11 protein-coding genes are annotated in these 12479 nt (G+C 68.6%); all 11 read left to right on the forward strand.

Going from position 1 to position 12479, the window contains the following annotated elements; genetic code table 11:
- The first annotated feature begins 3 nt into the window (after positions 1-3).
- The 11 genes from AC067M_RS36750 to nuoL are packed head-to-tail and all read left to right on the forward strand — an operon-like array spanning position 4 to position 12479.
- On the forward strand, positions 4-558 hold the full coding sequence (locus AC067M_RS36750) for a NuoB/complex I 20 kDa subunit family protein (RefSeq protein ID WP_478701356.1): 555 nt from the start codon (positions 4-6) through the stop codon (positions 556-558).
- On the forward strand, positions 555-1328 hold the full coding sequence (locus AC067M_RS36755) for an NADH-quinone oxidoreductase subunit C (protein WP_478701357.1): 774 nt from the start codon (positions 555-557) through the stop codon (positions 1326-1328). Before AC067M_RS36750 ends, AC067M_RS36755 begins: the two co-directional genes overlap by 4 nt.
- Positions 1325-2656 (forward strand): NADH-quinone oxidoreductase subunit D, encoded by a 1332-nt coding sequence (locus AC067M_RS36760; protein WP_478701358.1) that lies wholly within the window; start codon positions 1325-1327, stop codon positions 2654-2656. Before AC067M_RS36755 ends, AC067M_RS36760 begins: the two co-directional genes overlap by 4 nt.
- Entirely contained in the window at positions 2653-3525 is an 873-nt protein-coding gene (gene nuoE, locus AC067M_RS36765) for an NADH-quinone oxidoreductase subunit NuoE (protein ID WP_478701359.1), read from the forward strand. The genes AC067M_RS36760 and nuoE overlap by 4 nt, the downstream gene beginning before the upstream one ends.
- Positions 3522-4871, forward strand: a complete 1350-nt coding sequence (nuoF, locus tag AC067M_RS36770; RefSeq protein ID WP_478701360.1) for an NADH-quinone oxidoreductase subunit NuoF — start codon at positions 3522-3524, stop codon at positions 4869-4871. Before nuoE ends, nuoF begins: the two co-directional genes overlap by 4 nt.
- Complete coding sequence (locus AC067M_RS36775; protein WP_478701361.1) at positions 4868-7372, forward strand: NADH-quinone oxidoreductase subunit G; 2505 nt, start codon at positions 4868-4870, stop codon at positions 7370-7372. Before nuoF ends, AC067M_RS36775 begins: the two co-directional genes overlap by 4 nt.
- Positions 7369-8730 carry an NADH-quinone oxidoreductase subunit NuoH gene (gene nuoH, locus AC067M_RS36780; protein WP_478701362.1) on the forward strand — a complete coding sequence of 454 codons (1362 nt, stop codon included), beginning with the start codon at positions 7369-7371 and terminating at the stop codon, positions 8728-8730. The genes AC067M_RS36775 and nuoH overlap by 4 nt, the downstream gene beginning before the upstream one ends.
- The gene (gene nuoI, locus AC067M_RS36785; RefSeq protein ID WP_478701363.1) at positions 8723-9364 is read left to right on the forward strand and encodes an NADH-quinone oxidoreductase subunit NuoI; all 642 of its coding nucleotides are present in this window, start codon (positions 8723-8725) and stop codon (positions 9362-9364) included. The genes nuoH and nuoI overlap by 8 nt, the downstream gene beginning before the upstream one ends.
- Entirely contained in the window at positions 9361-10203 is an 843-nt protein-coding gene (locus AC067M_RS36790; protein ID WP_478701364.1) for an NADH-quinone oxidoreductase subunit J, read from the forward strand. Before nuoI ends, AC067M_RS36790 begins: the two co-directional genes overlap by 4 nt.
- On the forward strand, positions 10200-10499 hold the full coding sequence (gene nuoK, locus AC067M_RS36795; protein ID WP_003974374.1) for an NADH-quinone oxidoreductase subunit NuoK: 300 nt from the start codon (positions 10200-10202) through the stop codon (positions 10497-10499). Before AC067M_RS36790 ends, nuoK begins: the two co-directional genes overlap by 4 nt.
- 15 nt (positions 10500-10514) lie before the next feature.
- On the forward strand, positions 10515-12479 hold the full coding sequence (gene nuoL, locus AC067M_RS36800) for an NADH-quinone oxidoreductase subunit L (protein WP_478701365.1): 1965 nt from the start codon (positions 10515-10517) through the stop codon (positions 12477-12479).

The raw sequence follows: 12479 nt of genomic DNA on the forward strand, positions 1-12479 counted from the left end.
GACATGGGACTCGAAGAAAAGCTGCCGAGCGGCTTCCTGCTGACCACCGTCGAGCAGGCCGCGGGCTGGGTGCGCAAGGCGTCCGTCTTCCCGGCCACGTTCGGCCTCGCCTGCTGCGCCATCGAAATGATGACCACCGGCGCCGGCCGTTACGACCTGGCGCGCTTCGGCATGGAGGTCTTCCGCGGCTCACCGCGCCAGGCGGACCTGATGATCGTCGCGGGCCGGGTCAGCCAGAAGATGGGGCCGGTACTGCGGCAGGTCTACGACCAGATGCCGAACCCCAAGTGGGTGATCTCCATGGGTGTGTGCGCCTCGTCGGGCGGCATGTTCAACAACTACGGGATCGTCCAGGGCGTCGACCACATCGTCCCGGTCGACATCTACCTCCCCGGCTGCCCGCCACGGCCCGAGATGCTCATGGACGCCATCCTCAAGCTCCACCAGAAGATCCAGAGCTCCAAGCTCGGCGTGAACGCCGAGGAAGCGGCCCGCGAGGCTGAGGAGGCGGCACTCAAGGCCCTGCCCACGATCGAGATGAAGGGGCTGCTGCGGTGAGCGACGCGAACGGCACCCACGGTGAGAACGGCGTGAACGGCTCCGCGAACGGGACCAACCCCGAAAGGGACCTCTCTGCCTCCAACCTCCCGGGCCAGCGCGGTCAGGGCGGCGAGGAGATCCGCGTCCAGCGCGGCATGTTCGGCGCCAACAACGGCGGCGACACCTCCGGCTACGGCGGCCTGGTCCGCTCGGTCCGGCTCCCGGGACCGGCGAGCAGGCCCTACGGCGGTTGGTTCGACGAGGTCGCCGACGAACTCGAGGGCGCGCTGGAGGAGCAGGGCCTTCTGCCCGAGAACGCGATCGAGAAGACGGTCGTCGACCGAGGCGAGCTCACCTTCCACGTCGAGCGCGAACACCTGCTCCGCGTCGCCCGCACCCTGCGCGACGACCCGGCCCTGCGCTTCGAGCTCTGCACCGGCGTCAGCGGCGTCCACTACCTGGAGGACAAGGGCCGCGAGCTGCACGCCGTCTACCACCTGCGCTCGATCACCCACAACCGGCTGATCCGCCTCGAGGTCAGCGCCCCCGACAGCGACCCGCACATCCCGTCGCTGGTCTCCGTCTATCCGACCAACGACTGGCACGAGCGCGAGACCTACGACTTCTTCGGGATCGTCTTCGACGGTCACCCGGCCCTGACGCGGATCATCATGCCGGACGACTGGCAGGGCCATCCGCAGCGCAAGGACTACCCCCTCGGCGGCATCCCCGTCGAGTACAAGGGCGCCCAGATCCCGGCTCCGGACCAGCGGAGGTCCTACTCGTGAGCACGCAGTCAGCATCCGCCGCTTCGGCACGTGAGACCACCGAGGGCACCGTCTACACGGTCACCGGTGGCGACTGGGACGAAATCGTCCAGTCCGCGGCCCGCGCCGACGACGAGCGCATCGTCCTCAACATGGGTCCCCAGCACCCCTCGACCCACGGGGTGCTCCGCCTGATCCTGGAGATCGAGGGTGAGACGGTCACCGAGGCCCGCTGCGGCATCGGCTACCTCCACACCGGTATCGAGAAGAACCTCGAGTACCGCACGTGGACGCAGGGCACCACGTTCGTGACGCGCATGGACTACCTGACGTCCTTCTTCAACGAGACCGCCTACTGCCTCGCCGTCGAGAAGCTCCTCGGCATCGAGGACGAGATCACCGAGCGATCCAAGATCATCCGGGTGCTCCTGATGGAGCTGAACCGGATCTCCTCGCACCTGGTGTGCATCGCCACCGGCGGCATGGAACTCGGCGCCACCACGATCATGATCTACGGATTCCGTGATCGTGAAATGATTCTCGACATCTACGAGCTCATCACGGGCCTCAGGATGAACCACGCGTACATCCGCCCCGGCGGACTCGCCCAGGACCTGCCGCCCGGCGCGGTGGACCAGATCCGCGAGTTCGTGAAGAAGATGAAGAAGAACCTCCCGGAGTACGACAAGCTCGCCACCGGGAACCCCATCTTCAAGGCCCGTATGCAGGACGTCGGCTACCTCGACCTGGCCGGCTGCATGGCCCTCGGCGCCACCGGCCCGATCCTGCGCTCCACCGGCCTGCCGCACGACCTGCGCAAGACGCAGCCGTACTGCGACTACGAGACGTACGACTTCGACGTCCCGACCGCCGACAGCTGCGACTCCTACGGCCGCTTCCTGATCCGCCTCGAGGAGATGCGCCAGTCGCTCTCGATCGTCGAGCAGTGCCTGGACAGGCTGCAGCCCGGCCCGGTCATGGTCGCCGACCGGAAGATCGCCTGGCCCGCCCAGCTCGCGCTCGGGCCGGACGGACTCGGCAACTCCCTCGACCACATCAAGAAGATCATGGGCACCTCCATGGAGGCCCTGATCCACCACTTCAAGCTGGTCACCGAGGGCTTCCGCGTCCCGCCGGGACAGGTGTACGTGGCTGTCGAGTCGCCCAAGGGCGAACTCGGGGTGCACGCCGTTTCCGACGGAGGCACCCGCCCCTACCGGGTCCACTTCCGCGACCCGTCCTTCACCAACCTGCAGGCCATGGCGGCGATGTGCGAGGGCGGCCAGGTCGCCGACGTCATCGTCGCCGTCGCGTCCATCGACCCCGTGATGGGAGGCGTCGACCGGTGACCACCTCTTCTTCGGAGCGGGGCGTCAGCCTGGGCATGCCCGAGCTGCCCGCGCCCGCCTACCCGGACGACGTCCGAGCCCGGCTCGAGCGGGACGCGCGCGAGATCATCGCCCGCTACCCCGACTCCCGTTCCGCCCTCCTGCCGTTGCTGCATCTCGTGCAGTCGGAGGAAGGCCACGTCACGCGCACCGGGATGCGGTTCTGCGCGGACGTTCTCGACCTGACCACGGCCGAGGTCACCGCGGTCGCCACCTTCTACACCATGTACCGGCGCAAGCCGAGCGGTGACTACCAGGTGGGTGTCTGCACCAACACGCTGTGCGCGGTGATGGGCGGCGACGCGATCTTCGACGCGCTCCAGGAGCACCTCGGCGTCGGCAACGGCGAGACCACCGACGACGGCAAGGTCACCCTGGAGCACATCGAGTGCAACGCGGCCTGCGACTTCGCGCCGGTCGTGATGGTCAACTGGGAGTTCTTCGACAACCAGACCCCGGGCAGCGCCAAGCGCCTCGTCGACGACCTGCGCGCGGGCCGGCCGGTGGAGCCGACGCGCGGGGCGCCGCTGTGCACCTTCAAGGAGACCGCGCGGATTCTGGCCGGCTTCCCCGACGAGCGGCAAGGGGCCGTCGAGGCGAGCGGCAGTGCGGGACCCGCTTCGCTGGTGGGCCTCCGCCTGGCCAGGGGAGAGGCCGCACCCGCGCGCGTGGTCCATCCGCGGGACGGCGGCCCGCACGACGAGCCGCAGGACAGGGCCGTGCACCAACCGTCGCCGGCCGAGCACCTCAGTTCGCACGACGCGCCGCAGGACACATCGGCCTCCGACCCCGCCCACCCGGCAGGGCCTACCGCCGAGGAGGGGGAGTGATGACCGTGGCAGCCGAGTTGAAGGACACGAGCCCCGAGAAGCTGCTCGCACCCGTGCTGTCTGCCTTCTGGGACGAGGACAAGTCCTGGTCGCTGGACGTCTACCGGAGGCACGAAGGGTACGAGGGACTCCGCAAGGCGCTGGCCATGTCACCGGACGACCTGATCGCGTACGTCAAGGACTCCGGTCTGCGTGGGCGCGGCGGTGCTGGATTCCCGACGGGAATGAAATGGCAGTTCATTCCGCAGGGTGATGGAAAGCCACACTATCTAGTTGTCAACGCCGACGAGTCGGAGCCCGGAACCTGTAAGGACATCCCGCTCCTCTTCGCGAACCCGCATAGCCTCATCGAGGGCATTGTCATCGCGTGTTATGCCATCAGGTCGTCGCATGCCTTCATCTATCTGCGTGGTGAAGTCGTCCCCGTTCTGCGGCGGTTGCACGAGGCCGTGCGCGAGGCCTACGCCGCCGGCTACCTGGGCGAGAACATCCTGGGCAGCGGACTCGACCTCGAACTCACCGTGCACGCGGGTGCGGGCGCTTACATCTGCGGTGAGGAGACCGCACTGCTCGACTCGCTCGAAGGCCGCCGTGGTCAACCGCGGCTGCGTCCCCCCTTTCCTGCTGTCGCGGGCCTCTACGCCTGCCCGACTGTGGTGAATAACGTCGAGTCGATCGCGTCGGTTCCCGCCATCCTGCAAAACGGCAAGGAATGGTTCAGGTCGATGGGCAGCGAGAAGTCTCCGGGCTTCACGCTCTACTCGCTCAGCGGCCATGTCGCCAGCCCCGGTCAGTACGAGGCCCCGCTCGGCATCACCCTCCGTCAGCTCCTCGAGATGAGCGGCGGCATGCGGCCGGGCCACCGCCTCAAGTTCTGGACGCCGGGCGGCTCCTCGACACCGATGTTCACCGACGAGCACCTCGACGTCCCTCTTGATTACGAAGGAGTGGGTGCCGCGGGTTCCATGCTCGGCACGAAAGCCCTTCAGTGCTTCGACGAGACGACCTGTGTCGTACGCGCCGTCACCCGCTGGACCGAGTTCTACGCCCACGAGTCCTGCGGCAAGTGCACGCCGTGCCGCGAAGGCACGTACTGGCTCGTGCAGTTGCTGCGTGACATCGAGGCCGGCAAGGGCGTGATGTCCGACCTCGACAAGCTCAACGACATCGCCGACAACATCAACGGCAAGTCCTTCTGTGCCCTCGGCGACGGTGCCGCCTCGCCGATCTTCTCCTCGCTGAAGTACTTCCGCGACGAGTACGAGCAGCACATCACGGGCCGCGGCTGCCCCTTCGACCCGGCCAAGTCGACGGCCTGGGCCGACCGCACGGAGGTGAACGCATGACTGTGACCACCAACGCTCCCGCAGGTGGGGGAGAGGCGGCGGTCCCGCCGGAAGATCTCGTGACGCTGACGATCGACGGCGCGGAGATCAGCGTGCCCAAGGGCACTCTGGTCATCCGGGCCGCCGAGGAGCTCGGCATCGAGATCCCCCGCTTCTGCGACCACCCCCTCCTCGCCCCGGCCGGCGCCTGCCGCCAGTGCATCGTCGAGGTCGAGGGCCAGCGCAAGCCCATGGCGTCCTGCACGATCACGTGCACGGACGGGATGGTGGTGAAGACCCACCTCACCTCGCCGGTCGCCGAGAAGGCCCAGCACGGTGTGATGGAGCTGCTCCTCATCAATCACCCGCTGGACTGCCCGGTCTGCGACAAGGGCGGCGAGTGCCCGCTGCAGAACCAGGCGATGTCGCACGGCAACGCCGAGTCCCGCTTCGAGGGCAGGAAGCGGACGTACGAGAAGCCCGTCCCCATCTCCACGCAGGTGCTGCTCGACCGTGAGCGGTGCGTGCTGTGCGCCCGCTGCACCCGCTTCTCCAACCAGATCGCGGGCGACCCGATGATCGAGCTGATCGAGCGGGGCGCGCTCCAGCAGGTCGGCATCGGCGAGGGCGACCCGTTCGAGTCGTACTTCTCCGGCAACACCATCCAGATCTGCCCGGTCGGCGCGCTCACCTCGGCGGCGTACCGCTTCCGCTCCCGCCCGTTCGACCTGGTGTCCTCCCCGAGCGTCTGCGAACACTGCTCAGGCGGCTGCGCCACGCGCACCGACCACCGGCGCGGCAAGGTCATGCGGCGGCTCGCCGCCGACGACCCCGAGGTCAACGAGGAGTGGATCTGCGACAAGGGGCGCTTCGCGTTCCGGTACGCGCAGCAGCGCGACCGGCTCCAGACGCCCCTCGTGCGCAACGCCGAGGGTGAGCTCGTGCCGGCGTCCTGGCCGGAGGCGCTGCAGATCGCGGCCCAGGGCCTGCTGGCGTCGCGGGGCCGGACCGGTGTCCTCACCGGCGGTCGCCTCACCATCGAGGACGCCTACGCATACAGCAAGTTCGCGCGCGTGGCGCTCGACACCAACGACATCGACTTCCGCGCGCGCGTGCACAGCGGCGAGGAGACCGACTTCCTGGCGGCGAGTGTCGCCGGCCGCGGACGGGACCTCGACGGTACGGGCGTCACATACACCGCGCTGGAGAAGGCGCCCGCCGTCCTGCTGGTCGGTTTCGAGTCGGAGGAGGAGGCGCCCGGCGTCTTCCTGCGGCTGCGCAAGGCATGGCGGGGGCACGGGCAGAAGGTGTTCTCGCTTGCCACGCACGCCACGCGCGGCCTGGAGAAGGCGGGCGGCATGCTGCTGCCGGCCGCTCCCGGCACCGAGACCGAGTGGCTGGACGCGCTCGCGAGCGGTGTCGGCCTGGAGGAGGCGGGCGGCAAGGCCTCCGAGGCGCTGCGCACCGAAGGCGCGGTGATCGTCGTCGGCGAGCGGCTGGCCGCCGTGGCCGGTGGCCTCACTGCCGCCGTACGGGCCGCGTCCGCGACCGGCGCGAAACTGGTGTGGATCCCGCGCCGCGCGGGCGAGCGGGGCGCGATCGAGGCGGGCGCGCTGCCGTCGCTGCTGCCGGGCGGACGTCCGGCCACCGACCCGCGCGCGCGTGAGGAGGTCGCCGCCCTCTGGGGTCTGGCCGCGCTTCCGCACCGCTACGGCCGTGACACCGGCCAGATCGTCGAGGCCGCGGCGGGGGGTGAGCTTCAAGCACTGCTGGTGGCCGGTGTGGAGGTCGCCGACCTGCCCGACCCGGCACGCGCGCGTGCGGCGCTCGCCGAGGTCGGCTTCCTGGTGTCGCTGGAGCTGCGGCCCAGCGAGGTCACCGAGCTCGCCGACGTCGTACTGCCGGTGGCGGCGGTCGCAGAGAAGTCGGGTGCCTTCCTGAACTGGGAGGGCAGGGTCCGCTTCTTCGAGACCGCGCTCAAGCCCGACCAGATGACGCGCCGCCTGGCACCCTCCGACGCCCGTGTGTTGCAGATGCTGGCCGACGCCATGGACGTACACCTGGGGCTGCCGGACCTGCGTACCGCGCGGGCGGAGCTGGACCGGCTCGGAGCCTGGGACGGACCGCGGGCCACGGAGCCGCTGGAGACGGCCGCACCACTGCCGCGGCCGGCGGCCGGAGAGGCCGTGCTGGCCGGGCACCGGCTGCTGCTCGACCAGGGAGTTCTCCAGCAGGGCGACGAGGCGCTCGCCGGCACCCGGCACGCCGCCCACGCGCGCGTGTCGGCCGCCACGGCCGCCGAGGCGGGGGTGGGGGACGGCGACGCTCTCGTGGTGACCGGACCCACCGGAACGGTCGAACTCCCCGTCAAGATCACCGAGATGCCCGACCGGGTCGTCTGGCTCCCGCTGAACTCCACCGGTGGCGGCGTCGCCTCCGACACCGGGGCACTGCCCGGCAAGCTCGTCCGCATCGGCCCGGCGACGCTCGCCGCCGAGGCCCCCGAGGAGGTGGAGGCATGAGCCCGTACCTCGCGGCTGAAGACCTCTCGATGTTCGGCCACGACCCCTGGTGGCTGGTCGTCATCAAGGCGGTGTTCTGCTTCGCCTTCCTGATGGTGACCGTGCTGTTCTCCATCGTCTGGGAACGCAAGGTCGTCGCCTGGATGCAGCTGCGGATCGGCCCCAACCGGCACGGCCCCTGGGGCATGCTCCAGTCGCTCGCCGACGGCGTGAAGCTGATGCTCAAGGAAGACATCATCGTCAAGCGCGCCGACAAGGTGGTGTACGTCCTCGCGCCGATCGTCGCGGCCATCCCGGCCTTCATGGCGATCGCGGTCATCCCCTTCGGCCCGGCGGGCAACGAGATCTCGATCTTCGGCCAGCGCACCACGATGCAGCTCACCGACCTGCCGATCGCGATGCTCTACATCCTCGCGGTCGCCTCGGTCGGTATCTACGGCATCGTCCTCGCGGGTTGGAGTTCTGGATCCACGTATCCGCTCCTCGGCGGCCTGCGCTCCTGCGCGCAGATGATCTCCTACGAGATCGCCATGGGCGCCGCCTTCGCCTCCGTGTTCCTCTACTCGGGCTCGATGTCGACGTCGGCGATCGTGGAGGCACAGCAGGACCGCTGGTACATCCTCCTGCTGCCGGTCTCCTTCGTGATCTACATCGTCACGATGGTCGGCGAGACCAACCGCGCCCCCTTCGACATGCCGGAGTCCGAGGGCGACCTGGTCGGCGGCTTCAACACCGAGTACTCCTCGATCAAGTTCGCCCTGTTCATGCTCGCCGAGTACGTCAACATGGTGACCGTCTCGGCGGTGTCCGTGACGCTCTTCCTGGGCGGCTGGCGGGCACCCTGGCCGATCAGCGGCTTCTGGGAGGGCGCGAACCACGGCTGGTGGCCGCTGCTCTGGTTCGTCGTCAAGGTGCAGCTGCTGCTGTTCTTCTTCATCTGGCTGCGCGGCACGCTCCCCCGCGTCCGCTACGACCAGCTGATGAAGCTCGGCTGGAAGGTCCTCATTCCGGTCTCCGTGACCTGGCTGATGCTCGTCGCGACCGTGCGGACCCTCAGGAACGAGAACTACGACTTCGCCGACATCGCTCTGTACGTCTGCGGCGGTGTCCTGACGCTGCTGCTGCTCACCTTCGTGGCGGACCTCTTCCGCGACCGCGGGAAGCAGGCGGAGGTCCCCGCGAAGGAGGCCGCCTTCGACCCGATGGGCGGCGGATTCCCCGTGCCGCCGCTGCCGGGACAGGAGCTTCCGCCGGTGCCTCGGCGCCGCTCGCGCCGCGAGCGGGAGTTGATTGTCAGTGGTGGGTCGGATACTGCCAGTGACGGATCTCTGGATGGAAAGGAGGCGTCCGATGGCTGAGGAGCCCAAGGAGACCAAGCCCGGTTTCCAGAACCCCGTGGCCGGCTTCGGCGTGACCTTCAAGGCCATGTTCAAGAAGCGGCTGACCGAGCAGTACCCGGAGCAGCAGAAGACAACGGCTCCGCGGTTCCACGGACGGCACCAGCTCAACCGCCATCCGGACGGCCTGGAGAAGTGCGTCGGCTGCGAGCTGTGCGCCTGGGCCTGCCCCGCCGACGCCATCTATGTCGAGGGCGCCGACAACACCGAAGAGGAGCGCTACTCGCCGGGCGAGCGGTACGGCCGCGTCTACCAGATCAACTACGCCCGCTGCATCCTGTGCGGCCTGTGCATCGAGGCGTGCCCCACGCGCGCGCTCACGATGACGAACGAGTTCGAGCTCGCCGACTCCAGCCGCGCCAACCTGATCTACACCAAGGAGCAGCTGCTCGCCGGTCTGGAAGACGGCATGGTCGACACGCCGCACGCGATCTATCCCGGCACGGACGAGCAGGACTACTACCGGGGCCTGGTGACGGAGGCCGCTCCCGGTACGGAGCGACAGGTCGCCCTCTCCAAGGGAGAGGTCCCGCAGGAAGCCGACTCGACCTTCGGTGAGGACGAGCCGGCGTCGGAGAAGGTGATCGGCCGATGACCGCGCAGCTCGCCGCCTACACCACCTCCACCGGCGAGGCCTTCCAGTTCTGGGTGCTCGGCACGGTCGCCGTGATCGGCGCCCTGTGCACCGTCTTCATGAAGAAGGCCGTGCACAGCGCGCTCTGCCTCGCCGGAACCATGATCGTTCTCGCGGTCTTCTACCTCGCCAACGGCGCCTACTTCCTGGGCATCGTGCAGATCGTCGTCTACACCGGCGCGATCATGATGCTGTTCCTGTTCGTGGTGATGCTCGTCGGCGTCACCGCGGCGGACTCCCTGAAGGAGACCATCAAGGGTCAGCGCTGGCTGGCCCTGCTGTGCGGGCTCGGCTTCGGTGTCCTGCTGATCGGGGGCATCGGCAACGCCTCCCTGAACGAGTTCAACGGCCTCACCGAAGCCAACGCGAACGGCAACGTGCAGGGCCTCGCCGCCCTCATCTTCACCAAGTACATCTTCGCCTTCGAGATCACCGGCGCGCTGCTCATCACAGCCGCCGTCGGCGCCATGGTGCTCACCCACCGTGAGCGCACCGAGCGCGCCAAAACCCAGCGCGAGCTGGCCGAGCAGCGCGTCCGCGAAGGCAAGCACGTACCGCCGCTGCCGGCGCCCGGTGTGTACGCCCGGCACAACGCCGTGGACATCGCGGGCCTGCTGCCCGACGGCACCCCGTCCGACCTCACGGTCAGCAAGACGCTGCGCGAGCGCGGTCAGATCCGTGACGTGTCCACTGAGGCGCTCAACGACCTCAAGGCCCTGGAACAGCGCGCCGAGGAGCGCCTGCAGCGGGCCGCGATCGAGCCGCCGAACTTCAAGCGGGCCGAGGAGGCGTCGAAGTGAACCCCGTCAACTACCTCTATCTCGCCGCCCTGTTGTTCACGATCGGCGCCACCGGGGTGCTGATCAGGCGCAACGCGATCGTCGTCTTCATGTGCATCGAGCTGATGCTCAACGCCTGCAACCTCGCGTTCGTCGCCTTCTCCCGGATGCACGGCAACCTCGACGGCCAGATCATCGCCTTCTTCACGATGGTCGTCGCCGCCGCGGAGGTCGTGGTGGGACTCGCGATCATCGTGTCGCTGTTCCGCTCCCGCCACTCGGCCTCGGTCGACGACGCCAGCCTGATGAAGCTGTAAGGGGTCGGAAGAATCGTGGAGAACCTGATTGCGCTGCTGATCGCGGCGCCCCTGCTCGGAGCGGCCGTCCTGCTGGTCGGCGGCCGCCGGCTCGACGCCGTAGGCCACTGGATCGGCACCGCCCTCTCGGCCGCCTCCTTCGTGCTCGGCCTCGTCCTCTTCGCCGATCTGCTCGGCAAGAACGCCGAACACCGGACGCTGACGCAGCACCTCTACACCTGGATCCCGGTCGAGGGCTTCCAGGCGGACGTCGCCTTCCGCCTCGACCAGCTGTCGATGACGTTCGTGCTGCTGATCACGGGCGTCGGCTCGCTGATCCACCTGTACTCGGTCGGGTACATGGAGCACGACGAGCGGCGCCGCCGCTTCTTCGGCTACCTGAACCTGTTCCTCGCGGCGATGCTGCTGCTCGTCCTCGCCGACAACTACCTGCTGCTGTACGTCGGCTGGGAGGGCGTCGGTCTCGCCTCCTACCTGCTGATCGGCTTCTGGCAGCACAAGCCCAGCGCGGCCACCGCGGCGAAGAAGGCCTTCCTGGTCAACCGGGTCGGCGACATGGGCCTGTCCATCGCGATCATGCTGATGTTCACGACCTTCGGGACCTTCGCCTTTGGTCCGGTGCTCGGCACCCAGGAAGAGCCGGGTCTCGTCGGCGATGCCGGTGAGGGCACGCTCACCGGCATCGCCCTGATGCTGCTGCTCGCCGCCTGCGGCAAGTCCGCCCAGGTCCCGCTGCAGTCCTGGCTCGGGGACGCGATGGAGGGCCCGACCCCGGTCTCGGCCCTCATCCACGCCGCCACCATGGTGACCGCCGGCGTGTACCTGATCGTCCGCTCGGCAGCGATCTTCAACGCAGCCCCGGACGCACAGCTCGTGGTGACCGTCGTCGGCGCCGTCACGCTCCTCTTCGGTGCGATCGTCGGTTGCGCGAAGGACGACATCAAGAAGGCGCTGGCCGGCTCGACCATGTCGCAGATCGGCTACATGGTCCTCGCGGCCGGCCTCGGCCCCATCGGTTACATCTTCGCGATCATGCACCTGGTGACCCACGGCTTCTTCAAGGCCGGCCTGTTCCTCGGCGCCGGCTCGGTCATGCACGGCATGAACGACGAGGTCGACATGCGCAGGTACGGCGGCCTGCGCAAGTACATGCCGATCACCTTCATCACCTTCGGCCTCGGCTACCTCGCCATCATCGGCTTCCCGGGCCTGTCCGGCTTCTTCTCCAAGGACAAGATCATCGAGGCGGCGTTCGCCAAGGGCGGCACCGAGGGCTGGATCCTCGGCGGCTGCGCCTTGCTCGGCGCGGCCATCACGGCGTACTACATGACGCGCGTGATGCTGATGACGTTCTTCGGAGAAGAACGTTGGCGCCACGCCCCGACGCCGTCCCCGGCCGAGCCCAGCGTCGAACCGGCCGCGGAGACCCGGGGCGAGTACACCCCCCCGCACCCGCACGAGTCGCCCAAGGTCATGACGATCCCCATGATCGTGCTGGCCGTCGGGTCGGTCTTCGCCGGAGCGTTCTTCAGCATCGGTGACCGTTTCGTGCACTGGCTGGAGCCCATCACCGGACACTCCCACGGCGACTCGCCGGTCAGCGCTCTCACCGTCACCCTCTCCACGATGGTGGTCCTGGTGATCGGCGTCGCGATCGCCTACAGCCAGTACGGCCGCCGCCCGGTCCCGGCCGTCGCCCCGCGCGGGTCGCTGCTCACCCGGGCCGCCCGACGCGACCTGCTCCAGGACGACTTCAACCACGTCGTCCTCGTCCGCGGCGGCGAGCACCTCACGCGGTCGCTGGTGTACGTCGACCACACCTTGGTCGACGGGGTCGTCAACGGCTCGGCGGCCTCCGTCGGTGGCCTCTCCGGACGGCTGCGCAAACTGCAGAACGGATTCGCGCGCTCCTACGCGGTCTCGATGTTCGGCGGTGCGGCGGTCCTCATCGCCGTGACCCTGCTGATGAGGGCGGTCTGA

The organism is Streptomyces sp. NPDC043427 (assembly GCF_056436655.1).

Bases quoted from the DNA above. Each gene is read 5' to 3' on its own strand.
- nuoI (WP_478701363.1), top strand. From the start codon at position 8,723: ATGGCTGAGGAGCCCAAGGAGACCAAGCCCGGTTTCCAGAACCCCGTG.
- AC067M_RS36750 (WP_478701356.1), top strand. From the start codon at position 4: ATGGGACTCGAAGAAAAGCTGCCGAGCGGCTTCCTGCTGACCACCGTC.
- AC067M_RS36775 (WP_478701361.1), top strand. From the start codon at position 4,868: ATGACTGTGACCACCAACGCTCCCGCAGGTGGGGGAGAGGCGGCGGTC.
- AC067M_RS36790 (WP_478701364.1), top strand. From the start codon at position 9,361: ATGACCGCGCAGCTCGCCGCCTACACCACCTCCACCGGCGAGGCCTTC.
- nuoH (WP_478701362.1), top strand. From the start codon at position 7,369: ATGAGCCCGTACCTCGCGGCTGAAGACCTCTCGATGTTCGGCCACGAC.